Source organism: Luethyella okanaganae (assembly GCF_042660285.1).
Lineage (GTDB): Bacteria > Actinomycetota > Actinomycetes > Actinomycetales > Microbacteriaceae > Luethyella > Luethyella okanaganae.
On record NZ_JBHSTP010000001.1, the window covers coordinates 1,120,257 to 1,144,001 of the forward strand.

At 65.2% G+C, this 23,745-nt stretch carries 23 protein-coding genes; 18 read left to right on the forward strand and 5 right to left on the reverse strand.

Translation table 11 applies throughout. The features are described 5' to 3' along the window. Positions 1-62 precede the first annotated feature (62 nt). From sufC to ACFQB0_RS05245, 4 genes are all read left to right on the forward strand, one after another. Entirely contained in the window at positions 63-827 is a 765-nt protein-coding gene (sufC, locus tag ACFQB0_RS05230; RefSeq protein ID WP_386728438.1) for a Fe-S cluster assembly ATPase SufC, read from the forward strand. Between the two features lie 4 nt (positions 828-831). Further along, positions 832-1,161, forward strand: a complete 330-nt coding sequence (locus tag ACFQB0_RS05235; protein WP_386728441.1) for a metal-sulfur cluster assembly factor — start codon at positions 832-834, stop codon at positions 1,159-1,161. A 117-nt stretch (positions 1,162-1,278) separates the two neighbouring features. Further along, entirely contained in the window at positions 1,279-1,899 is a 621-nt protein-coding gene (locus ACFQB0_RS05240) for a dihydrofolate reductase family protein (protein ID WP_386728444.1), read from the forward strand. Positions 1,900-1,985: 86 nt separating this feature from the next. Beyond that, positions 1,986-2,819: a methyltransferase domain-containing protein gene (locus ACFQB0_RS05245; RefSeq protein ID WP_386728447.1), complete on the forward strand. Its 834-nt coding sequence runs from the start codon at positions 1,986-1,988 to the stop codon at positions 2,817-2,819. Positions 2,820-2,859: 40 nt separating this feature from the next. Here the strand turns inward: ACFQB0_RS05245 and ACFQB0_RS05250 are convergent, their stop codons facing one another. From ACFQB0_RS05250 to valS, 3 genes are read right to left on the reverse strand one after another with little or no spacing between them, the layout of a single operon-like run. After that, positions 2,860-3,120, reverse strand: coding sequence for a hypothetical protein (locus ACFQB0_RS05250; RefSeq protein ID WP_386728449.1), 261 nt, complete (start codon positions 3,118-3,120; stop codon positions 2,860-2,862). Continuing rightward, positions 3,120-3,572, reverse strand: coding sequence for a GNAT family N-acetyltransferase (locus ACFQB0_RS05255; protein ID WP_386728452.1), 453 nt, complete (start codon positions 3,570-3,572; stop codon positions 3,120-3,122). Before ACFQB0_RS05255 ends, ACFQB0_RS05250 begins: the two co-directional genes overlap by 1 nt. A gap of 9 nt (positions 3,573-3,581) precedes the next feature. After that, a complete protein-coding gene (gene valS, locus ACFQB0_RS05260) occupies positions 3,582-6,164 on the reverse strand; it encodes a valine--tRNA ligase (protein ID WP_386728454.1) in 2,583 nt (860 codons plus the stop codon). 367 nt (positions 6,165-6,531) lie between these two features. Between valS and ileS the strand changes: the two genes are divergently transcribed. Genes ileS through ndk form a run of 4 tightly spaced genes read left to right on the forward strand, consistent with a single transcriptional unit; the run spans position 6,532 to position 12,039 of the window. Continuing rightward, on the forward strand, positions 6,532-9,867 hold the full coding sequence (gene ileS, locus ACFQB0_RS05265; protein WP_386728457.1) for an isoleucine--tRNA ligase: 3,336 nt from the start codon (positions 6,532-6,534) through the stop codon (positions 9,865-9,867). Next, on the forward strand, positions 9,864-11,222 hold the full coding sequence (locus ACFQB0_RS05270; RefSeq protein WP_386728460.1) for a bifunctional folylpolyglutamate synthase/dihydrofolate synthase: 1,359 nt from the start codon (positions 9,864-9,866) through the stop codon (positions 11,220-11,222). Before ileS ends, ACFQB0_RS05270 begins: the two co-directional genes overlap by 4 nt. After that, positions 11,219-11,620 carry a DUF4233 domain-containing protein gene (locus tag ACFQB0_RS05275; RefSeq protein ID WP_386728462.1) on the forward strand — a complete coding sequence of 134 codons (402 nt, stop codon included), beginning with the start codon at positions 11,219-11,221 and terminating at the stop codon, positions 11,618-11,620. Before ACFQB0_RS05270 ends, ACFQB0_RS05275 begins: the two co-directional genes overlap by 4 nt. Next, positions 11,617-12,039, forward strand: coding sequence for a nucleoside-diphosphate kinase (gene ndk / locus ACFQB0_RS05280; protein WP_386728464.1), 423 nt, complete (start codon positions 11,617-11,619; stop codon positions 12,037-12,039). The genes ACFQB0_RS05275 and ndk overlap by 4 nt, the downstream gene beginning before the upstream one ends. Positions 12,040-12,079: 40 nt before the next feature. Here the strand turns inward: ndk and ACFQB0_RS05285 are convergent, their stop codons facing one another. Then, complete coding sequence (locus ACFQB0_RS05285) at positions 12,080-12,679, reverse strand: vitamin K epoxide reductase family protein (RefSeq protein WP_386728467.1); 600 nt, start codon at positions 12,677-12,679, stop codon at positions 12,080-12,082. A 279-nt stretch (positions 12,680-12,958) separates the two neighbouring features. Between ACFQB0_RS05285 and ACFQB0_RS05290 the strand changes: the two genes are divergently transcribed. The 4 genes from ACFQB0_RS05290 to ACFQB0_RS05305 all read left to right on the forward strand — a co-directional run bounded on the left by ACFQB0_RS05290 (position 12,959) and on the right by ACFQB0_RS05305 (position 18,623). Continuing rightward, positions 12,959-15,388, forward strand: a complete 2,430-nt coding sequence (locus ACFQB0_RS05290) for an Rne/Rng family ribonuclease (RefSeq protein WP_386728470.1) — start codon at positions 12,959-12,961, stop codon at positions 15,386-15,388. A 65-nt stretch (positions 15,389-15,453) separates the two neighbouring features. Then, complete coding sequence (locus ACFQB0_RS05295; protein WP_386728472.1) at positions 15,454-16,461, forward strand: permease; 1,008 nt, start codon at positions 15,454-15,456, stop codon at positions 16,459-16,461. Further along, complete coding sequence (locus tag ACFQB0_RS05300) at positions 16,451-17,200, forward strand: TIGR03943 family putative permease subunit (protein ID WP_386728474.1); 750 nt, start codon at positions 16,451-16,453, stop codon at positions 17,198-17,200. The genes ACFQB0_RS05295 and ACFQB0_RS05300 overlap by 11 nt, the downstream gene beginning before the upstream one ends. 79 nt (positions 17,201-17,279) lie before the next feature. Beyond that, on the forward strand, positions 17,280-18,623 hold the full coding sequence (locus ACFQB0_RS05305) for a hypothetical protein (RefSeq protein ID WP_386728477.1): 1,344 nt from the start codon (positions 17,280-17,282) through the stop codon (positions 18,621-18,623). 17 nt (positions 18,624-18,640) lie between these two features. Here ACFQB0_RS05305 and ACFQB0_RS05310 read toward each other — a convergent pair whose 3' ends face one another. After that, entirely contained in the window at positions 18,641-18,913 is a 273-nt protein-coding gene (locus ACFQB0_RS05310) for a DUF4031 domain-containing protein (protein WP_386728480.1), read from the reverse strand. Between the two features lie 252 nt (positions 18,914-19,165). Here ACFQB0_RS05310 and rplU point away from each other — a divergent pair, with 252 nt between their 5' ends. The 6 genes from rplU (at position 19,166) to ACFQB0_RS05340 (ending at position 23,736) form a co-directional block, all read left to right on the forward strand. Beyond that, the gene (gene rplU, locus ACFQB0_RS05315; protein WP_386728482.1) at positions 19,166-19,474 is read left to right on the forward strand and encodes a 50S ribosomal protein L21; all 309 of its coding nucleotides are present in this window, start codon (positions 19,166-19,168) and stop codon (positions 19,472-19,474) included. Positions 19,475-19,494: 20 nt separating this feature from the next. Further along, positions 19,495-19,752 (forward strand): 50S ribosomal protein L27, encoded by a 258-nt coding sequence (rpmA, locus tag ACFQB0_RS05320; protein WP_386728485.1) that lies wholly within the window; start codon positions 19,495-19,497, stop codon positions 19,750-19,752. A gap of 76 nt (positions 19,753-19,828) precedes the next feature. Further along, a complete protein-coding gene (obgE, locus tag ACFQB0_RS05325) occupies positions 19,829-21,385 on the forward strand; it encodes a GTPase ObgE (protein WP_386728488.1) in 1,557 nt (518 codons plus the stop codon). Further along, the gene (proB, locus tag ACFQB0_RS05330; RefSeq protein ID WP_386728491.1) at positions 21,382-22,188 is read left to right on the forward strand and encodes a glutamate 5-kinase; all 807 of its coding nucleotides are present in this window, start codon (positions 21,382-21,384) and stop codon (positions 22,186-22,188) included. Before obgE ends, proB begins: the two co-directional genes overlap by 4 nt. A gap of 9 nt (positions 22,189-22,197) precedes the next feature. Beyond that, entirely contained in the window at positions 22,198-23,466 is a 1,269-nt protein-coding gene (locus ACFQB0_RS05335) for a glutamate-5-semialdehyde dehydrogenase (RefSeq protein ID WP_386728493.1), read from the forward strand. Positions 23,467-23,526: 60 nt separating this feature from the next. After that, entirely contained in the window at positions 23,527-23,736 is a 210-nt protein-coding gene (locus ACFQB0_RS05340; protein WP_386728494.1) for a hypothetical protein, read from the forward strand. Positions 23,737-23,745: the final 9 nt, after the last annotated feature.

Consider the following 23,745-nt stretch of genomic DNA (forward strand, 5'->3'; position numbering starts at 1 on the left):
CAACCCGAGGTGCCACAGGCCCGACGGCCGCTGCGCATCGCGAAGAAAGAGATAGAGAATCCATGTCTGTTCTTGAAATCAAGGATCTCCACGTCAGTGTCGAGACCGAGCAGGGCACCAAGCAGATCCTGCGCGGCGTCGATCTGGCGATCAACGAGGGGGAGATCCACGCGATCATGGGCCCAAACGGCTCGGGCAAGTCGACCCTCGCCTACACAATCGCCGGCCACCCCAAGTACCACGTCGAGAGCGGATCCATTCTGCTCGATGGTGTCGAGGTGCTCGACATGACGGTCGATGAGCGGGCTCGCGCCGGACTCTTCCTGGCGATGCAGTACCCCGTCGAGATCCCCGGCGTCACCGTGACCAACTTCCTGCGCACGGCGAAGACAGCCATCGACGGCGAGGCCCCGCCCATCCGCACCTGGATCAAGGACGTGCGCGAGTCGATGGCCAGGCTTCGCATGGACTCGCAGTTCGCCGAGCGCAACGTGAACGAAGGCTTCTCCGGTGGCGAGAAGAAGCGCAACGAGATCCTCCAGCTCGAGCTTCTCAAGCCGAAATTCGCGGTCCTCGACGAGACGGACTCAGGTCTCGATGTCGATGCGCTCAAGATCGTCTCGGAGGGTGTCAACCGTGCCAAGGCCAACACTGGTCTCGGCATCATGTTGATCACCCACTACACGCGCATCCTGCGCTACATCCGGCCCGACTTCGTGCACGTCTTCGTCAACGGCCGGGTGGCAGAGGACGGCGGCCGCGAGCTGGCCGATCGCCTGGAAGACGAGGGCTACGATCGCTTTCTCGAGTCCTCGAACGTAGGCTAGTTCCATGACCTCCACGCTCGCTCCGGCACTCTTCGACCAGGTCGAAGAGGCGCTGAAGGACGTTATGGATCCCGAACTCGGCATCAATGTCGTCGATCTCGGGCTCATTTACGACCTCGGCTGGGACGACGAGAACAATGCCCTCGTCATCCACATGACACTGACGAGCGCAGGATGCCCGCTGACCGACGTGCTCGAGGAGCAGACCGCCCAAGCCCTCGACGGCGTCGTCGACGCGTTCCGCATCAACTGGGTGTGGATGCCGCCGTGGGGTCCGGAGAAGATCACCGATGACGGCCGCGACATGATGCGCGCCCTCGGCTTCGCGATCTAGGTAGCGAGGCCGCGCCACTGCTTGATGTGGGCGCGGGCGATCGCCGAGCCGCCAGCAGACCCTGAGCAAGCTGGCTGCCTACGTCACCGAGATCGTTCGAAAGGGAGTTGAGGGCTGATGGTCGGGAAAGTGTTCTTCAGCGTGTCGATGTCGCTGGACGGGTTCATCGCGCCGGGGTCTCTCGGGGAATTGATGGGGCGGCAGTGGATGGAACTGCAGCGGTGGGTATTCCCGCAGCGGTTCTTCCGGGAGAACCTGAAGCTCGGCGAGGGCGGCGAGGAAGGGCGCGACAACGACATCGTGCGGGAGACGTTCGAGCGCACCGGCGCAAGCGTTATGGGCAAACGCATGTTCGACGCCGGCGAGCAGGCGTGGCCAGAGGAGGCGCCGTTCCATACGCCGGTCTTCGTTGTGACACACGAGACGCGTGACCCCTGGGAGAGGCCGGGCGGGACCACGTTCTACTTCGTCAACGACGGTATCGAGCCCGCGCTCGACCAGGCCCGCGAGGCCGCGGGTGATCGAGACGTCCGCATCGCGGGTGGCGGCGCAACGATCCTGGAGTACGTGAACGCCGGCCTGATCGACGAGTTCTCGATCGCGCTCTCACCGGTGCTGTTCGGCTCCGGAATCCGCTTGTTCGAGGGCGTGGACGCGAGCCGCGTGGCCCTGGAGCAGGTCAGCGCGGAACCGACGCAGCGGGTGACCCATCTGAGCTACGCAGTCCGGGAACGGTAACTGTCTCGACCTCAGCGCTCCCTCGAGGCTCTTATCCTTGCTTCCGCCGAACCACTCGACGGCCTCATGCAGCCTAGGCTCTGACTATGACGATCGAACCTGACCGGCAAGAGACCGCGCCGCGCGACGAATACACGCATGGTCACCACGAGAGCGTGCTGCGTTCGCACACCTGGCGGACCGTGCTCAACTCGGCGGCGTACCTCATTCCGCATCTCGAGGCGGGACTGACGGTGCTTGACGTCGGGAGCGGTCCCGGCACGATAACCGTCGACCTCGCGCGACGGGTCTCGCCCGGCCGGGTCGTCGGTATAGACGCGTCGTCCGGCATCGTCGAACAGGCGAACGGGCTCGCGGACGACAACGGACTCGACAACGTCTCGTTCGTGGTCGGCAACGTGTACGACCTCGGCTTTCCCGACGACAGTTTCGACATCGTGCACGCGCATCAGGTCATGCAGCACTTGAGGCGCCCGGTGGACGCGATGCGGGAGGTCCTGCGTGTGTTGAAGCCCGGAGGGATTCTCGCGGCGCGCGACTGCGATTACGGCGGTACCACCTGGTATCCGAGGCTGCCCGGGTTGGACTCCTGGATGAAGATCTGCCGCGATGTGCACTATTGGAACGGAGGCGAGCCCGATGCCGGGCGGAGGCTCAAAGCCTGGGCACGGGCTGCCGGCTACGCCGAGGTCACGAGTTCTGCGTCGATCTGGTGCTTCGCTTCCGAGGCCGAGCGCGAGTGGTGGGGGAGCTCCTGGTCGGTGCGTGCCACCGAGTCGAGCTTCGCCACTCATGCCATCGAGGCGGGTGTCGCCGAACTCGCCGAGCTGCACGAAGTCTCAGGGGCCTGGCTCACCTGGGCCGCCGACCCCGATGGCTGGTTCGGGATGCCGCACGGCGAGATCATCGCGCGCACGTAGGCGGTGAGTCAACCGCTGCGCTCGTACCCCGAAGCTCCTCCTACCAGTCTTCGTCATCGTCTACGGCGACACGCTGGGTGATCGTGGCACTATCGTCTGCGGCGTCGTAGCGGATGACCGTGCCATCGTCCAACTCGATGACCGGTTTGCCTTCGAGCCAGGTGAGCGTCCAGCGCCAGCCGCTCGTATCGGCACCGGCTGAGACGATGTCGGCCTCGACGGTCTGTACGGCGATGGCGACGACCTCGGGAAGTTGATTGGGCAGTTCGCCGCCGACCGACCAGCGGGTTCCGAGCTGCATCAGGCTGCGCGGGGGTCGAGGTCGTAGGTGACCCACTCGGTGCGTGTCGCGAGCTTGTCGTAGAGTCGCTGCGCCGTCTCGTTGTCGGCCGCGGTGATCCAGCGCACGATGCTCAGTCCGCGCTCGACCGCGAGCGACTTGGCGAAGGCGATGAGTGTTGCCCCCACTCCCTGTGAGCGCGCGTCGGGCAAGACGAACAGGTCGTCGAGGAAGAGTCCCCGACTTGCGTCGAGTGGACGCGAGAATTCGCGCAGGTGTGCGAAGCCGACGAACTCCTCGCCGTCGACCGCGACGATCCCCGAACTCTCCTGGTTCTTGTCCATGAGCCAACTCCATACACGCAGAGCCTTCTCATCGGTGAGCTTCGACTGGTAGAACTCGCTGTACCCCTCGAAGAGTCCCAGCCAGGGGAAGAAATCCCCGTCTTTGAGCGGACGGACCTGGATAGACATATGGTTCTCCTAACCCTCGAGCACCGACGTGAGCACGATGTTCGTTACCGCCAGCTCCACCCCCTCGACGAAGCCGAGTTCGTAGATCCGACCGACGGCCTTGAGATCAGCAGCGGCCTGCGTGAGCAGATCGAGCTGTTCTTGTGTTCCAGTAATTACAGCAGATGTCACGGCAGACCTCTGGGAGGCCTTCGCATCGGTCTTGGCGCGTCGGATGCCCGTCAGCGTTTGGCTCGCGAGTGAGAGCACCTCCGCATCACCCGTCTTTGCGCCGAGTTCGGCCGCGACCGGCCAGCTTGCGCGGTGCACGGAGCCGTCGTTCGACCACGACCAGGCCTCCTCCGTCGAGAATGGGACGAAGGGAGCGAAGAGGCGGAGCAATGTGGAGAGCGCGATGCGCAGAGCCGCCACTGCGGAAGCCTGCCCCTCGTCGGGCGAGCCGTAGGCACGCTCCTTCACGAGTTCGAGGTAGTCGTCGCAGAAGGTCCAGAAGAAGCTCTCGACGACCTCGAGTGCGCGGGCGTGGTCGTAGGCGTCGAAAGCGATGGTGGCGTGCTCGACGACGTCGGACAGCGTCGCAAGCATACTGAGATCGAGCGGGTTGACGATCGCGGCGTTGCCGTCTCCCTCGAAGCCGAGAATGAACTTCGAGGCGTTCAGGATCTTGATCGCGAGACGACGACCGATCTTGATCTGCGTCGGGTTCTGCGGATCGAACGCGGCGTCGACTCCGAGGCGGGAGGAGGAGGCCCAGTAGCGGACCGCGTCGGAGCCATGCTGTTCGAGCATGTCTGCAGGGGTGACGACGTTTCCCTTCGACTTTGACATCTTCTTGCGATCCGGGTCCACGATGAAGCCGGAGATAGCGGTGTGCTGCCAGGGCGCGACGTCATGTTCCAGTTCGGAACGGAGCACCGTCGAGAACAACCAGGTGCGGATGATGTCCTGCGCCTGCGGGCGGAGCGAGTAGGGGAAAACGAGCCCGAAGAGCTCTGGGTCACGTTCCCAGCCTCCGGCGAGTTGGGGGGTGAGCGACGAGGTCGCCCACGTGTCCATGACGTCGTGCTCGCCGACGAAGCCGCCCGGCTCGCCGCGCTGTGCCTCGTCGAAACCCGGGGCGGCGTCCGACGAGGGATCGACCGGGAGCATGTCGCGCGTCGCCACGATCGGCTCGTCGAAGCACGGATCGCCATCGGCGTCGAGGGGGTACCACACGGGGATCGGCACGCCGAAGAAGCGCTGGCGTGAGACGAGCCAATCGCCGGTGAGGCCGTTGACCCAGTTCTCGTAGCGGATGCGCATGAAGTCAGGATGCCAGTCCAGGTCGTTTCCGTGCTCGACGAGCTTCGTGCGCAGGATTTCGTCGCGGGCGCCGTTCTTGATGTACCACTGACGGGTCGAGACGATCTCGAGCGGTTTGTCGCCCTTCTCGAAGAACTTGACCGAGTGCATGATCGGTCTCGGCTCGCCGACGAGCTCGCCGGAGACGCGCAACATGTCGACGACGGCCTGCTTGGCAGAGAACACGGTCTTTCCGGCGAGCCGTGCGTAAGCCTCCCTTGCGGCCGGGGTCGTGATGGCATCCGGCGCCTCGCCGAGGATGCGCCCGTCGAAGCCGAGGATGGCGCGGTTCGGGAGGCCGAGTTCACGCCACCAGACGATGTCGGTCACATCGCCGAAGGTGCAGATCATCGCGATTCCACTGCCTTTGTCCCTCTGGGCGAGGTGGTGCGCGAGTATCGGAACCGCGACATCGAAGAGGGGGGTTCGCACGGTCGTGCCATAGAGCGGCTTGTAGCGCTCGTCGTCGGGGTGGGCGACGAGCGCTACACACGCGGGCAACAGCTCCGGGCGTGTGGTCTCGATTTCGATCGTCGAGCCGTCCGGCTTGTGGAACGAGACCCTGTGGTACGAGGCCGGCTGCTCCTTGTCCTCGAGCTCGGCCTGCGCGACGGCGGTTCTGAAGGTGACGTCCCAGAGCGTCGGCGCCATAGCCTGGTAGGCCTCGCCGCGCTCGATGTTGCGAATGAAGGCGAGTTGGGAGGTGAAGATCGCCTCATCGCCGATCGTGCGATAGCTCTGGGTCCAGTCGACGGAGAGGCCCAGCGAGCGCCACAGGACCTCGAACTGACGCTCGTCCTCGGCGGTCAGCCGCTCGCACAACTCGATGAAGTTGCGCCGACTGATCGGCCGCTGATCGGCCGCCTTGGTGCTCTTGCCGTCACCGCCCTCGAAGGGGGGAATGAAATCGGCATCGTAGGGGAGCGAGGGGTCGCAGCGTACCCCGTAATAGTTCTGCACCCGGCGCTCGGTCGGCAAGCCGTTGTCGTCCCAGCCCATCGGGTAGAAGACGCTCTTGCCTCGCATCCGCTGAAAGCGCGCGACCACGTCGGTGTGCGTGTAGGAGAACACATGACCGATGTGCAGTGAACCCGAAGCGGTCGGCGGCGGGGTGTCGATCGAGTAGATGCACTCGCGTTTCGCGGAGGCGCGATCGAAACGATAGGTTCCGTCGGACTCCCAGACCGAACCCCACTTGGTCTCGAGACCCTCGAGGGCTGGCTTGTCGGGGAGGCGGTCGGGGGCGCTCATGAGACTCCGGTTCGGTATGTGCGGCACCGTGTCTGTGGTGAGGTGCCTGAGTATGCGACTCGTCCAGGGTAGCGGAGGGGGAGCCGAGGACCGAAACGGCCGTGGGTTCCTGTCGCAGTCCTCCTGCGGCTAGTATTTCTCTGAACGATGTCGATCCGGCCATCACCGGGGAGTCTTCGGAAGAAAGCGGATGGATCGACGCGAGTCGCGGCATCCGTCACTAGAGCCGAACGGGTCTGGCCCGTCACAGCCAAGGAACAAGTGGTTGCGGAGAGACATTCCGCGGCAAGCGGGGTGGTACCGCGACGGTTCTCGATCGAGCAGCCGGCGTCCTCGTGGAACAGGCCAGCCCGTCCAGGAGAGACACTTGTACCCCAAAGGTCAGAATCTCGATGACGCCGAGAAACACACGCACCATGGTGCGGTATCCGGTGTCGTCCGTTCGCCCAGTTTTCCGGTGATCGAGCGGGACGTGCTCGCGTTCTGGGAGCGGGACGCCACGTTCCAGGCATCCATCGACAACCGCTCCGGCGCCGAGGAGTGGGTCTTCTATGACGGTCCACCCTTCGCGAACGGCCTGCCCCACTACGGGCATCTGCTGACGGGCTATGCCAAGGATCTCTTCCCACGGTTCCAGACCATGCGCGGCAAGCAGGTGCACCGCCGGTTCGGCTGGGACACGCACGGACTGCCGGCCGAGCTCGAGGCCGAACGGCAACTCGGAATCACCGACAAGAGCGAGATCGAGAAGATGGGCATCGCTGCCTTCAACTCGGTCGCGCGTGAGGCGGTCCTCAAATATACGCACGAGTGGCAGGACTACGTCACCCGTCAGGCGCGCTGGGTCGATTTCGACAACGACTATAAGACCCTCGACCTTTCCTTCATGGAGTCGGTGATCTGGGCGTTCAAACGGCTGCACGACAAGGGTCTCGCCTATGAGGGCTACCGGGTGCTGCCGTATTGCTGGCGCGACCAGACTCCGCTGTCCAACCATGAACTGCGCATGGACGACGATGTCTACAAGATGCGACAGGACCAGACCGTCACGGTCACGTTCCCACTCACCGGGGCGAAGGCCGAATCCCTCGGGCTCACCGCTGTGCGGGCGCTCGCCTGGACGACGACGCCCTGGACGCTCCCGACCAATGCTGCGCTGGCCGTGGGTCCAGACATCGAATACGCGGTGGTCCCGGCCGGGCCGAATGGAACGCCAGACGCCACCGTCCTGCGCGAGAAGGCCGGTGCCGTCGACGGCACCGAGGTGCTCGGCGGGGAATACCTGCTCGCGGTCGACCTCGTCGGCGGATATGCGAAGGACCTCGGCTACGATTCCGCCGAAGAGGCGCGTGCCGCCGTCTCACGCACGGTACGCGGAGCCGATCTCGAAGGCGTCAGCTACGACCGCCTCTTCGACTACTACGCCGAGGTCGAGGAGTGGGGCATGCAGAACGCCTGGCGCATCCTCGTCGCCGACTACGTGACCACAGCGGATGGCACAGGCATCGTGCACCAGGCACCCGCCTATGGCGAGGAGGACCAGAGAGCCTGCGAGGCGGCCGGCATCCCGGTCATCATCTCGCTCGACGAGGGCGGCAGGTTTCTGCCGACCGTTGAGGACGTCGTGGGTCAACTGTGGTCCGACGCCAACAAACCGCTCACCCAGCTGCTGAGGGCCGAGGGGCGGCTGCTCCGTCAAGCGAGCTACGAGCACAGCTATCCGCATTGCTGGCGCTGTCGCAACCCCCTCATCTACAAAGCCGTGTCGAGTTGGTTCGTTCGCGTTCCGGATGTCCGCGACCGTATGGAGGAACTCAACCAGGACATCACCTGGGTGCCGGACAACGTCAAAGACGGTCAGTTCGGCAAATGGATCGGCAACGCGCGCGACTGGTCGATCAGCCGCAACCGTTACTGGGGGTCGCCGATCCCGGTGTGGAAGAGCGACAGCGTCGAGTTCCCGCGCGTCGATGTCTACGGCTCTCTCGACGAGCTCGAGCGCGACTTCGGTGTGCGCCCGAACGATCTGCACCGCCCATACATTGACGAGCTGACCCGGCCGAACCCCGACGACCCGAGCGGTCGTTCGACGATGCGCCGCATCCCGGACGTGCTCGACGTGTGGTTCGACTCCGGCTCGATGCCCTTCGCCCAGGTGCATTACCCCTTCGAGAACCAGGAGTGGTTCGACAGCCACAGTCCGGCGGACTTCATCGTCGAGTACATCGGACAGACGCGCGGCTGGTTCTACACACTGCATGTGCTGTCGACGGCGCTCTTCGATCGCCCCGCGTTCAAGAGCGTCGTGAGTCACGGCATCGTGCTCGGCAACGACGGCCAGAAGATGTCGAAGTCGCTGCGCAACTACCCCGATGTGTCTGAGGTCTTCGACCGCGACGGCTCCGACGCCATGCGCTGGTTTCTCATGTCGAGTTCGGTGCTGCGCGGTGGCAATCTCGTGGTGACGGAGGAGGGCATCCGCGAGGGTGTTCGTCAGGTGATGCTCCCGCTCTGGAGCACCTGGTACTTCTTTTCGCTCTACGCGAACGCGTGCTCCTACGATGCCGAGTGGCGTACCGACTCGACGGATGTGCTCGACCGCTATCTGCTCGCCAAGACACGCAAACTGGTCGAGTCCGTGACCGTCGATCTCGAGAATCTCGACAGCACCCTCGCCGCGGCGAAGCTTCGTGACTTCTCGGACGTGCTCACCAATTGGTACGTGCGTCGCTCACGCGACCGCTTCTGGGAAGGCGTCGGCGCGGACGGCGGCGGCCGCGAGGCATTCGACACCCTCTACACCGTGCTCGAGACGTTCACCCGTGTCGCCGCGCCGCTGCTGCCGCTCGTGAGCGAGCATATCTGGCAGGGGCTCACGGGCGGACGCAGCGTCCATCTCGAGGACTGGCCGGATGCGTCCGACTTCCCGGCGGATGGCGCGCTCGTTCTCGCCATGGACCAGTTGCGTTCCATCTGCTCCGTAGCGCAGTCGCTGCGCAAACAGGCCGGACTCCGGGTCCGACTCCCGCTCGCGCTCCTCACCGTCGTCGCGGCGGACATCGCAAGCCTCGCGCGCTTCGAGCCGATCCTGCGCGAGGAACTCAACGTCAAAGCCGTCGCCCTCGTCGAGCTCGGCGAGACGAGCGCCGCCGACTACGGCATCACGAGCAAGCTCACGATCAATGCGCGCGCGGCGGGGCCGCGGCTCGGAAAATCGGTGCAGCTGGCCATCCAGGCCGCACGCACCGGGGACTGGTCCGAGTCGGACGGAGTCGTCACGGCCGGAGGCATCGAGCTGATCGAGGGTGAGTATGAGCTCGTGCTCGAGGCGGAGTCCTCAGAGGGCGCAGATATCGCACTTGCGCTGCTTCCCGACGGAGGCTTCGTGTTGCTCGACACCGTCACGACCGACGAGCTCGAGGCGGAGGGGCTTGCCCGGGACGCGATCCGCGCGGTGCAGGATGCCCGTAAGGAGGCTGGGCTCGACGTGAGTGATCGCATCCGGTTGACCATGACCCTCGACGCAGCCGGCGCCTCCGACGCCCGGAGTTTCGCCGGGTTGATCGCGGCGGAGACCCTCGCGGTCGAGCTGCGGATCGTAGAGCTTGAGCCAGGTACCCTCGTTGAGAACCCCGTCGCGATCGGTCGCGACTCCGCCCTGACCGTCTCGCTCGAGAGGGCCACCACACAGGAGAACGCATGAGCGAGGACAACTGGCGCGAAGCCGGTGACGCCGTCTTCGAGGCCCTGCTGACCCGCATCGGGGAGGCGACGCCCAAGCCGCGCCTGGAGCCGACCAGGCGTGCGGTCGAGCTATTGGGAGACCCGCAACGGGCCTATCCGATCCTGCACATCACGGGCACGAACGGCAAGACGAGCACGAGCCGGATCGCCGAGAGCATCCTCCGCGCCTACGGTCTGCGCACGGGCCTCCTGACGAGTCCCCACATGGTGCGCTTCAACGAGCGCATCATGATCGACGGCGCCCCGATCACCGACGAGGCGCTCGTTCGCAACTGGGAGGACATCGAGCCGTACCTCCAGATCGTCGATGCCGAGCTCGAGGCGACTGGAAAGCCGGAGTTGACGTTCTTCGAAGCGATGACCGTGCTCGCCTTCGCGAGTTTCGCCGACGCCCCGGTCGACGTCGTCGTACTCGAGGTGGGCATGGGCGGCGAATGGGACTCCACCAATGTCGCCGATGGGCAGGTCGCGGTGTTCACACCGATCTCGCTCGACCACGTCGACCGTCTCGGCCGCACGGTGGCCGAGATCGCTCGCACCAAGTCGGGCATCATCAAACCCGCCGCAGCCGTTGTCACGGCGTTGCAGGACCCGGATGTCCAGGCCGAGCTCGAACGCGCGGCAGAGCTCACGGAGTCGAGCCTCGTCGTTCAGGGGCGGGAGTTCGACGTCGTCGAGAGCAAGGTCGCCGTCGGCGGTCAGCTCATCAGCGTGCGCGGACTCGCCGCCGATTACTCGGAGCTCTTCCTGCCTCTCTACGGCCTTCACCAGGCGCAGAACGCCGCCGTGGCCATCGCCGCCGTCGAGTCGTTCCTTGGAGCCGGAACGCAGCCGCTCGTCGGCGACCTGTTGGCAGAAGGTCTGGGCACGGTCACTTCGCCGGGCCGTCTGCAACTCGTCGGGATCGAGCCGACGATCATCGTCGATGCGGCGCACAACCCGCACGGCATGGCATCTCTCGTCGCGGCCCTCGGCAGCTATTTCGACTTCGACGAGGTCGTGGCCGTCGTCGGAGTGCTCGCCGACAAGGACGCCCAAGGCATCATCGAGGCGCTTGCGCCGGCCGTCGAGCGGCTCCACGTGACCCGGTCCCACTCGGAGCGTGCCATTCCGGTCGATGTTCTCGCCGAGCGTGTGCTCGCCTGGACGAATGAGGACATGACCTACCAGTTCGACGATCTCGGGTTCGCGCTCGCTCGGGCGCGCGAGTGGGCGAGCGCCGCGCCGCGCCGCGCCGTCGTGGTCACGGGCTCGATCACCCTCGTCGGTGAGGCGATGGCACTGGCCGAGGCGAGCGGATGGATGAACCCATGAACGACGCGAACGACCGGGAACGACCGGATGGGTCCGAGCTCCCCGCGTCTCCCTCGGCGCCCCGCTCGGTCAAACGCACGCTCGCGACGATCGTGCTCGGCTTCGAGCTCGTCGTCGTGTTCCTTGCGACGCTTGTGATCGCCTTCGGACCCCATCCGCTCGTTCCGGCACCCGTAGCCCTTCTTGGGGGCGCCGTCCTGTGCCTCGTCATGGTCGCGACGATCGGGCTGCTGAGGTTCGAGTGGGCGTATGCCATGGGATGGGCGGTGCAGGCGATCGTCGTGCTGACCGGCCTGTTCAACGCCGTGATGTTCTTTGTTGGCGCACTGTTCGCCGCCATGTGGGTCTACTGCATGATCAGCGGTTCGAGAATCGATCGTCAGAAGGAGACGGCATGAACAATCCGATTGAAGAGACCCTGGTCCTGGTGAAGCCGGACGGTGTCGCGCGCAACCTCACCGGCGAGATCCTGCGTCGCATCGAGGCGAAGGGCTATTCGCTCGTCGACATCAAGCTGGTCCAAGCGGAGCGTGAACTACTCGCGAAGCACTATGCCGAGCATGAGGGCAAGCCGTTCTACGAGCCCCTCGTCGAGTTTATGGAGAGTGGGCCGATCGTCGCCGTCCGCGTCGCAGGCAATCGCGTCATCGAGGGCTTCCGCTCGCTCGCGGGGGCGACCGATCCGACCAGCGCCGCTCCGGGGACGATTCGCGGTGATTTCGCCCGCGACTGGGGCCTGAAGGTGCAGCAGAACCTCGTGCACGGCTCGGACTCGCCGGAGTCCGCCGCCCGGGAGCTCGCACTCTGGTTCGAGTGAACCCGATCATGGTGCTCAGTCCGACTCAGGGATAGCCGACTCAGAGATAGCTGAGCACGTCCAGGCGGAGCTGGGCGATCACGGCGACCACGAGGTAGCTGAACAGGACGATGAGCGGAATCCAGCTGTACGCCTTCTCGGCGAAGCCACGGACGGACTCCGATGCGGGAATGCGACCGTCCTTGAGATTGCCGATGGTCACGATCCAGAAGAGCGGGATGACCATGGACCAGGTGACCATGCACCAGGGGCACAGGGTCGCAAGGACGAAGATGCTCTGCGAGATGAGCCAGACGACGAAGACGAGGGCCGCCGCGACCCCGACGTTGAAGGTCAGCCAGAACCAGCGGGCGAATCGGGCACCGGCCAGCAGAGCGACCCCGACGGTGATGACGACGGGCCAGGCCACCAGGCCGATGATCGGGTTGGAAAAACCGAAGAGCGATCCCTGCCAGGAGTTGAGATTGGCGCCGCACTGTACGAGCAGGCTGAAATCGCAACTCAATTGCGCAGCGGGGTTCTCGAGCAGATGGAACTTCTCGATCGTGAGCGCGAACGCCGCGTAGAGCCCTATCGCACCGAGCACGACGACCGAGATTCCGAGGAGTAGCGGGCGTTTTGCTGGCGAGGATTCGGACATGCTCGGATTATGCCACGCGTGGCGCACGCTGTTCTGAGAATGCGTGTGATAATTGAATCAGTCGCTCGGGCCGCGCCCGAACAGACGCCAAAGAAGGCTTATCGAGTGCGCAGCACTCAGAATGATCGGTCCGTGTGGCCGAGAGAAGTAGCAACCAGAGCCTCGAGCCGGTTGCGTTCGAAGAGGATTTGCGGGGGTTCGCACAGGCGAATACTCGCTCGAGAGAGTACCCGGCGGGGTGGCGCGGTCGCCCGCACCGGTCAAGGAGTTGCACCAGAAATGGTGGAGAACACAGAGAACAACGACAACACATCCGAATCGACGACGCCTGCAAGAAGGCGTACCCGCATCTTCGGTGCGCGGAAGGCGGCGAAGAAGACCGCTCCCGACGCTTCGGTCTTCGAGGTCCCGGCAGAGCACTCGGCCGAGCACTTGGCCGACCGGCAGCCTGAAGCGGAACAGTCGGTCGCACCGGAGACGCCGACCGGCATCGCGGAAGCGGACGCCGATGCCAGGGGTGAGGCGAAACAGGAGGCCGCAGGGGTTTCCGTCGTGCACGAGCCGGTGATCCCGGCGTCGCTCACGACCACGTCGCTCATCTTCCACGCTCCCGACATCCAACCGTTGCCAGCACGTCCCGGCACCCGTCGCGACGACACCGGCGACAATGACGACGGGTCGACCGTTCGCCGTCGAGCCCGCCGTCGTTCCGGCGAGGAAGGCCGTTCCGGGTCGGACGATCCGGCGAACACGGTCGTCAAGGTGCGTACACCGCGAGAGCCGGAGCTCATCACAGAGCCCCAGCGGGTCAAGGGCTCCACCCGTCTCGAAGCGAAGAAGCAGCGCCGCCGCGACGGCCGTGACGCCGGCCGTCGTCGTACGGTGATCACCGAGGCCGAGTTCCTCGCGCGGCGCGAGTCCGTCGATCGCAAGATGGTCGTGCGCTCGAAGAACAACCGGATCCAGATCGGTGTGCTCGAAGATGGTGTGCTCGTCGAGCACTACGTGGCGAAGAATCAAGAGGCGAGCCTCATCGGCAACGTCTACCTCGGGCGTGTGCAGAACGTGCTTCCCAGCATGGAGGCCGCCTTCGTCGACATCGGTCGTGGTCGCAACGCCGTGCTCTACTCCGGCGAGGTCGACTGGGAGGCGGCCGCAGCGGAGAGACCCGGTGGCAATCAGCCCCGTCGTATCGAGCTGGCTCTCAAGCCCGGTGACAAGGTGCTCGTGCAGGTCACGAAGGATCCCATCGGCCACAAGGGCGCGCGACTCACCAGCCAGGTATCGCTGCCAGGACGCTACCTCGTCTATGTCCCGAACGGTTCGATGAACGGCATCAGCCGCAAGCTGCCGGATACCGAGCGTGCGCGCCTGAAGAAGATCCTCAAGGAGGTCCTCCCCGAGAATGTCGGCGTCATCGTGCGTACAGCGGCCGAGGGCGCGACCGAGGAGCAGCTGACGCTCGACGTCAAGCGGCTCACCGCCCAGTGGGCCGAGATCAGCAGGCAGGTCGAGTCGGTGCAGGCTTCCGCGCTGTTGCACTCGGAGCCCGATCTTCTCATCAAGATCGTGCGTGATGTCTTCAACGAGGACTTTCAGAAGATGGTCATCTCGGGAGACGATGCTCAGGGCACGATCGAGAGCTACCTCCGTGCCGTGGCGCCCGACCTGCTCGAACGCGTCGAGCGTTACGAGGGCGAACGTGACGCCTTCGACGAGTTCCGCCTCTCCGAGCAGATCGAGAAAGCGCTCGATCGCAAGGTGTGGCTGCCGTCCGGCGGATCGCTCGTGATCGACCGCACCGAAGCCATGACGGTCGTCGACGTCAACACGGGCAAGTTTGTAGGATCTGGCGGAAACCTCGAGGAGACCGTCACCAAGAACAACCTCGAGGCGGCGGAGGAGATCGTCCGTCAGCTCCGGCTGCGCGACATCGGTGGCATCGTCGTCGTCGACTTCATCGACATGGTGCTCGAATCGAACCGCGACCTGGTACTGCGCCGCCTCATCGAGTGTCTCAGCCGCGACCGTACGAAGCACCAGGTCGCCGAGGTCACTTCCCTCGGCCTTGTGCAGATGACTCGCAAGAAGCTCGGACTCGGACTCCTCGAGTCGTTCAGCGAGAACTGCGAGGCCTGCGCCGGCCGCGGCATCATCGTGCACCACGACCCCGTCGTCAAGCATCGGCAGTCGCAACAGCCCCAGCAGGAGCGTCGTCGCAGCAGAGGAGGCTCACAGACTCCTGCCGATGCAGGCGACAAGGCCGGTTCTGGAACGCACGGCATCACCGAGGACGCCAAGAACGCTCTCGCGCAGATCGCCGCGAGCACTATCGCCCACAGCTCCGAGACCCCGAAAGCTGAAGCACCGGTGCAGGCCAAGGCCTCAGGACGCAACCGCAAAAGCCGCCAGGCGCCGGCCGCGGAACGTGCAGAGCCCGAAGTGCCGGACGAAGCATCCGCACGGCCGGCCGATGACGTCGCACCAGTAGCCATCCTGGACATCCCCGTAGCCAAGGCGTCGCGCAGCCAACGCCCGGTGAGCCAGCAGGACGCCGAGCAGCTGCTCGACTCCGTGCTCGAAGCCCTGCCGCAGCCCAAGCAGCCGGGGCAGGGGCGCTCCCGCAGCCGCCGCGTGACGACGGCGGGGCTCTCGACCACGCCCGTCGAGCCGATCGTGACTCAGGCCGTGAGCGGTCAGCAGGACTAAGGGCGTTTCGCGGGTCGCCGGTGATTCTCTCGGCGACCCGCGAATCCCTTGCTAGTGTCACCGTGGTGAGCGAACAGCAGGTGGCGGCACGGCGATGGCCCATCGGCGTGTTCGCCGGAGTGCTGGTCGTCGGCGCGGTCTTCGCGATCCGGGCGTTCTCGCCCGCTCTCGGCGACTGGAACCTGCCCGACCGCGCCCAGGACACCCTGACGCTCGCCATCAGTGTCATCATCGAGTCCGTCCCGTTCGTGCTGCTCGGCATCCTGCTCTCGATCGTGGTGCAGGTGTGGTTGCCGGATGGCGTCCTCGTGCGGTACCTACCCAAGCAGGCAGCGCTCCGGCGCGCCTGCATCTCGCTGCTCGGAATGCTCTTCCCGGTATGCGAATGCGGTAATGTCCCGCTGGCGCGCGGCTTCATCGTGCGCGGCTTCACCGTCCCGGAGTCCATCACCTTCCTGCTGTCGGCGCCCATCCTCAACCCCGTCACGATCATTACGACCCAGCAGGCGTTCGGCTGGGACAACGGCATCCTCGTCGCCCGTCTCGTCGGCGGATTCGTCATCGCGAACCTCATTGGCTGGGTCTATAGCCGCCACCCCGACCCGCAGAGCCTGCTCACGCCATCGTTCGCCGCGTCCTGCGCCCTCCCGCGCGGCCACGAGCACGCGCATCGCAGGTTCGGCGAGAGCGTCGAGATCTTCGTGCGCGAAACCGCTGTCATCATGCCCGCGCTCTTCATCGGCTCCTTCGTCGCAGCAGTCATCCAGGTCTTCGTGCCACGCGAGGTACTGCTCGCCCTCGGTGGCAATCCGGTATGGTCCGTGCTCGCGATGATGCTGCTGGCCTTCGTCGTCGCCGTCTGCTCGAACGTTGACGCCTTCTTCGTGCTCTCCTTCGGCAGCACCTTCATGCCGGGTGGTGTCACCGCCTTCCTCACCTTCGGCGCGATGGTCGACGTCAAGATGCTTGCGCTCATGCGCACGACGTTCACGACACGCACCCTCGTGCAGATCACCACCGTCGTCGCCCTCATGAGCGCCGCGATCGGACTGCTGGTGAACTATGTGGCCTAGAGACGTCTTCAAACGCTGGCAGGGCATCGCGTTGAGCCTCGTCGCCGTGGTAGCCACGGTCTGGCTCGCGGCGAGCGGACAGCTCGGACTCTACATCCACCCGCGTTATTTCGTGTTCACGGTCGTCATGGCCGCGCTCGGGCTTGTATTCGTCGTTGCGGGGTTCACTCGTGCCGGCACGCCGAAGGCCAAGCACGGAGGGGGATGGCGGATCGGCCTCTCCGCCATTGGAGCGCTCGTGCTTGGCGTGCTCGCCGTCGGCGTCATCGCCGTGCCTCCGGCCACGCTCACCTCGGCGACGGTGGTGCAACGGGACATCAACGCGGGTGGGCTCTCCTCGCCAGGAGACACCGAGCAGGCGGCTGCTCTCGTCGGCACGGGCGACTTCGAACGTCTCGGTGTCAAGGACTGGGTTTCGCTTCTCGCACAATCCTCCGATCCGGCGTTCTATGCCGACAAGACCGCTCGGGTCGTCGGCTTCATCAGTCCCGATGCCCAGGACCCGGACAATGTGTTCTACGTGGCGCGATTCGTGGTCACCTGTTGCGCGGTCGACGCCCAACCGATCGGCGTCCCCGTGTACCTGCCGGATTGGAAGGCACAGTACGAGAAGGACGAGTGGGTTCAGGTGACAGGAACGCTCTCCGTGAACCCGAGTGCAGGCAGCACGGCGCCCCTCGCTCTTCAGCCGAGCGACATCCTGTCCGTCGAGCAGCCGAGCGACCCGTATGTCTACTGATAGCCAGCGCTCGGGACGGACACGTTCCGCGCGGACGCCGGCCGGGGACAGGAGAAGATTCCGGCGTGGCCTGTATGCAGTGATCGGCGTGTTCGCCGTCACGTGCCTCGTGCTCACCGCGGTCAACGTCGTGAACGGCCCACGGATGACGGGGTTCGCGATCGACAGCCGGAACGTGGTGTCTCATGCGAACCAGCGCCTCGTGATCGACACCAATCAGCCGCTCGCCGAGATCGCTCCGGAGCAGCTCACGATCGTGCCGGACACGCCGGTGACCGTGCAGACGCAGGGCGATTCGATCGTCGTCGTCTTTCCCCGGCCACTGGCCTACGGCACCGACTATCACGTGACCTTCACCGATGTGATCGGCATCTCTCGCGACCGGCCGTCGACCTTCGCCGTGGACTTCCACACGGATGAACCGCCGCTGCTCTACCTCGCGCGATCGCCAGCTGAGGGCGGAACGAAACCAGCTGACCGCATAGTGCGCACGCACGTCGGCTCGCCTGAGACGACTCTCGCCTTCCAAGCGCCCTACATCCAGTCGTTCGTGCCGCTCGACGACGGAGAGCTGGCAGTGGTGACCGTCAACGATAACCTGAGCAGCACCCTCAGCCTCGTCGACCCGAACGGCGATGCGGCAGCGCTGACGCTCCCGTCGGCCGGGACCGTGCGCGAACTGCGGTCGGCGCCCGAGCAGAATCTCCTCGGCTTCCGCTTCTCGAGCGCCCCGGGGGTTCCGGGAAGGCAATACGACAACACGCTGTTCCTCTTCGACCTCAAGCGTGGGGTGGCGAACCCTGTCGCGGGGCTTGACGGCTCGCCGTTGCAGGCCGTCAACTGGGGATTCATGCCGGGCCGGGCAGAGCTCGTCGCGCAGCTCTACGACACGACGCTGCTGCTCATCGACCCTCTCGGCTCCGGAAGCCCGATTCCGCTCGGCCAGTTCCCCAATCTCGATGCCTTCGCGCCCGACGGGCTGCGCATCGCCGTATCCGACCAGAACTCCCAGTATGTGCTCGACCTCTCCCAGGGCACGGAAAACGCGATCGAACCGCAGCTCGTCGATGGCACGACTCCGTACACGGGGGAGTTGCACTTCCTTTCCGACGGTACGGGGATCGTGCAACGACTCGCGGAGTTCGACACAGCGACGGGGAAGGTGCGTCAATATCTCAGCCTCGAGCGCGACGGCGAGAGCCGCATCCTGTACGAGCCGGCGTCGTCGAACGAGAACGTGATCGGATTCGCCATCTCGCCGAACGACCAGTATCTCGCGATCAGGATCATTCCGAACTCCGACACCCAGTTGAGCGACGGCTATCCGGTCGATCCGCAGGCGACGACGGTCACGACCCTGTTCATCGACATCGAGGCCGGAGTGCTCAGGCGTAGCGTCGTCGGTTTCGACGTCTCATGGTAGTGGTTGTCCCCGTCGGCTCAGAGGCCGCGTCGTTCGCGTGCGGTGACCCTCAGCCCGCTCGCACGAAGTCGGGTGACGAGCTCACGATACGAGACAGGCTCTGCGCCGGCATCGACGAGTTCTTGCCAGCGGGCCAGCGGGACGTCGTAGTGGTCGAGGTCGAAACCTCGCCGGGAAACCCCGTGAGCCTGGGCGAAGGTGTGCAGTTCGGCGAGGGACGCGTCGCTCACGAGATGACCCCATACGGTGCCATGCGCCGGCCACGCCGGTTGGTCGATGAGCACGGTCATGTCTCGATTCTAGGTACCGTGTTCCGCGCGGTCCGACCGTCGTCGTGCCTCTGAGAAGCGCGACGCACCGCGGCTGGTCGTTTGACCGGGGACATCGCATCAGCTAGAGTTGGGCGTTGGTGTGCGTTGGTCATCATCCGCGCGTTTGCCAAGGTTTTCTGAATGAGACGGGTCGCTCTGGCTCGGTCGAGCCAGTGACTTTCCGAAGAGTAGGAATCGGGGCCATGCGCCCCCCAGAGATAGGTACCTAAAGTGGTTTACGCAGTTGTGCGCGCCGGTGGCCGGCAGGAAAAGGTCGAGGTCGGCACCATCGTGACGATGGACCGCGTCACGGCCGACAAAGACGGCAACGTCGAGCTGGCCGCCGTGCTGCTTGTCGACGGTGACAAGATCACCTCCGATGCCAAGTCGCTCGCCAAGGTGAAGGTCACCGCCGAGGTGCTCGAGAACCTCCGCGGCCCCAAGATCGTCATCCAGAAGTTCAAGAACAAGACCGGTTACAAGAAGCGCCAGGGGCACCGCCAGGAGCTCACGCGCGTCAAGGTCACCGGAATCAAGTAGAGGCCTGAGGAGAGAAGCAAATGGCGCACAAAAAGGGAGCGAGCTCTACTCGCAACGGTCGTGACTCCAACGCTCAGCGCCTTGGTGTGAAGCGCTTCGGCGGTCAGGTCGTCAGCGCGGGCGAGATTCTCGTCCGCCAGCGAGGCACGCACTTCCACCCGGGGGTCAACGTGGGTCGTGGTGGCGACGACACCTTGTTCGCCCTAGAGGCAGGTGCCGTGCAGTTCGGCAATAAGGGTGGCCGCAAGGTCGTCAACATCGTGGCGGCTGCCGAATAGGCATTCGCAGTACTGAGCATCAGGGCGAGCTTCGGCTCGCCCTGATGCATTTCCGGTGAGAGGTAGGGAGACAGCCATGGCCACATTCGTCGACCACGTCACGCTTCACCTGCGTGCAGGTCACGGCGGCAACGGCTGCGTATCCGTTCGTCGTGAGAAGTTCAAGCCGCTTGCCGGTCCAGACGGCGGCAACGGCGGTCATGGCGGCGACATCGTGCTTGTCTCCGACTCGCAGGTGACTACTCTGTTGGGTTATCACCGGCGCCCGCACCGCAGTTCCGACAATGGCGGGCCGGGCATGGGCGACCACCGCTCGGGAGGCAACGGAGAGCAGCTGGAGCTCCCCGTTCCCGTCGGCACGGTCGTGAAGGACGAGGACGGCAACGAACTCGTCGACATGAGCGAACCGGGCATCCGTTATGTGGTCGCCCAGGGCGGCCAGGGCGGCCTGGGTAACGCCGCGCTCGCGACGACCAAGCGCAAGGCTCCAGGATTCGCGCTGCTCGGCACGCCCGGCTGGGAGGGCGACGTTCTGCTCGAACTGAAGACGGTCGCGGATGTCGCGCTGGTCGGCTACCCCTCTGCGGGCAAGTCGAGCCTCATCGCCGCGATCTCTGCGGCCCGGCCGAAGATCGCCGACTACCCTTTCACCACCCTGCACCCGAACCTCGGCGTGGTGCAGGCGGGCGAGACCCGGTACACGGTCGCAGACGTTCCCGGGCTCATTGAAGGGGCGAGTGAGGGCAAGGGACTCGGACTCGAGTTCCTCCGTCACGTGGAACGCTGTACCGCTCTCTTGCACGTTCTCGACTGCGCGACGCTCGACCCCGGCCGCGACCCGGTCAGTGACCTCGAGATCATTCTCGCCGAGTTGGCGGCCTACCCGGTGCCTGAGGGGCAGAAGCCTCTGCTTGAGCGTCCCCAGCTCGTCGCCCTCAACAAGATCGACGTCCAGGAAGGCCGGGAACTCGCAGACTTCGTGCGGCCCGATCTCGAGTCCCGCGGTTACCGCGTCTTCGATATCTCCACGGTCAGTCATGAGGGGCTCCGTCCGCTGAGTTTCGCCCTCGCCGAGCTCGTCGAACAGGGCCGCGCGGACGCGGCGGCCGAGCCGGCGAAACCGCGCATCGTCATCCGTCCCCGGGCCGTCGACGACGTGGGCTTCGTCGTCAAGGTCGAGGGCGGAACCTTCGGCAACGTCTACCGGATCCTCGGTGCGAAGCCGGAACGCTGGGTCGCTCAGACCGACTTCGCCAACGACGAGGCCGTGGGCTTCCTGGCCGATCGCCTGGCCAAGCTCGGCGTCGAGGATCAGCTTTTCAAGTCGGGCGCGGTCGCCGGTTCCACCGTCGTGATCGGCAAGGGGAACGGTGTCGTCTTCGATTGGGAGCCGACTCTCACCTCGACGGCCGAACTGATCACCGCTCCCAGGGGTACGGACGCCCGCCTCGACGAGAACAAGCGCGCGACACGCAACCAGCGTCGCGAGGATTACTTCGACAGGATGGACGCCAAGGCCGAGGCACGTGCCGAGTTGTTGCGCGAGCGCGAAGCCGGTATCTGGCGAGAGGATGCGGAGACGACGGTGTCGCGCGGAACGAAGGGCGGCGCGGGGGAGAGCGAGCGGGAGTGAGAATCCACGGCCGTGCCCAGGTGTCCGAGGCGAGAAGGATCGTCGTCAAAGTAGGTTCCTCCTCGATCAGCGGTGGGAACGCCGGGCAGATCGCTCCGCTCGTCGACGCGTTGGCCGAGGCTCATGGTCGTGGCGTACAGGTCGTGCTCGTGTCATCCGGAGCCATCGCGACAGGGATGCCGTATCTGCAACTCAACGAGCGGCCCACCGATCTGGCCACGCAGCAGGCCGCGGCGTCGGTCGGCCAGAATCTGCTCATCTTCCGTTACCAGGACAGCCTCGATCGCTACGATATCGTGGCCGGCCAGGTTCTGCTCACCGCCGGCGACCTCGAGAATCTCGCCCACCGCAGCAATGCGCAACGGGCCATGCGAAGGCTACTCGATCTGCGCATCCTTCCCATCGTCAACGAGAACGACACGGTCGCGACGCACGAGATCCGTTTCGGCGACAACGACCGCCTTGCGGCGCTCGTCGCGCACCTTGTCGACGCCGAGCTGCTCGTGCTGCTCTCTGACGTCGACGCGCTCTACACAAGGCCTCCGCACGAGCCCGGAGCGCAGCGCATCGCCACGGTGAGGTTCGGTGACGACCTCGCCGGAATGGAATTCGGTTCGACGGGACATGCCGGCGTCGGCACGGGAGGAGCGTCGACGAAGGCCTCCGCGGCGCGTCTTGCTGCTGAGTCCGGCACCGCCGTGCTCGTGACGTCCACGGCCCTCGTGCGTGAGGCGTTGACGGGGGCTGCCGTCGGCACCTGGTTCGAGGCTGCGGAACGTCCCGAGGCGAGAGAGCTCCCCTAAGCTGGCCGTATGGCCGAAACCCGCTCTGACCTCACGCCGTTCCTCGCGAAACTCGATGCGTCGCGAACCGCTTCTCTCGCCCTGGCCGGAGCGACGACGGATCGGAAGAACGAGGCTCTCCTCGCAATCGCTGAGACGTTGCGCAGTCACGTGAGCGAGATCACGAAGGCCAACCAGGCCGATCTCGACGCTGGCGCGGCCTCCGGGATCGGGGAGGCGCTGCTCGACCGGCTCACTCTGACGGATGCCCGTATCGAGGCCCTTGCAGCCGCGGTACTCCAGATCATCGGCCTCGCAGACCCCGTCGGTGAGAACGTGCGCGGCAGCACCCTGCCGAACGGCGTGCGTATCAGCCAGGTGCGTGTTCCCTTCGGTGTCGTCGGAGCGATCTATGAGGCACGGCCGAACGTCACCGTCGACATCGCCGCGCTCGCACTCAAGAGCGGAAACGCCGTGGTGCTGCGCGGCGGCAGCGCTGCCGAGAACACGAACAAGGTTCTGGTCGGCCTCATCCAGGAAGCAGTCGCATCGACCGGTCTTCCCGCGGAATCCGTGCAGACGATCGACGATTTCGGTCGCGAGGGCGCACGCGCGCTCATGCGGGCGAGGGGGTACATCGATGTGCTCATTCCTCGCGGCAGTGCTCAGCTCATCCAGACGGTCGTGACCGAGTCGACGGTTCCCGTCATCGAGACGGGCGCCGGAGTGGTGCACATCGTGCTCGACGAGAGCGCGCCCGTGCAATGGGCCGTCGACATCGTGCACAATGCGAAGACGCAGAGACCGAGCGTGTGCAACGCTGTCGAAACCTTGCTCGTGCATGCCGGCGCCGCCGAACGGGTACTGCCCGCCGTGCTGTCCAAGCTCTCGGAGTCCGGCGTGACGATCCATGCCGATGAACGCGCGGCAGCGCTCTTCGCACCCACTGTGCCAGCCTGTGAAGAGGACTGGGCCACCGAGTACCTCGGCCTCGACATCGCAGTGCGCGTCGTCGACTCCCTCGATGAGGCGATCCGGCACATCCGCCGGTACTCGACCCGACACACCGAGGCCATCGTCACCAGCGACCTCGTCAACGCCGAACGGTTCCTCAACGAGGTCGACTCCGCGACGGTGATGGTCAACGCCTCCACCCGGTTCAGCGACGGCGGGGAGTTCGGTTTCGGAGCAGAGGTAGGCATTTCGACGCAGAAACTGCATGCGCGCGGACCGATGGGCCTGCCGGAGTTGACGAGTACGAAGTGGATTGTGCGTGGCATCGGCCAGGTGCGCGTCTAGCTGGCACTAGAATTCAACAGGCGCTGCCCATGCGCCGACCCGTTGCGAATGGAGAATCAGATGTCGTTCCTGACCACCGTCCTCGCCGAGGGTGAGCTCGCCCGCGAGTTGCCGATCCCCGCATGGGCATATGGGGCGATCGCATTGGCCGTCTTCTTCGTCCTCGCGATCGTGGTGTGGAACTATCGGGATGTCTCCAACCGCCACAAGGTCAAGGCCGATGCCTATGCGGCGGCGCACGGCGCGGACCATGGGCACGGCGGGCACTGACGACCGAGC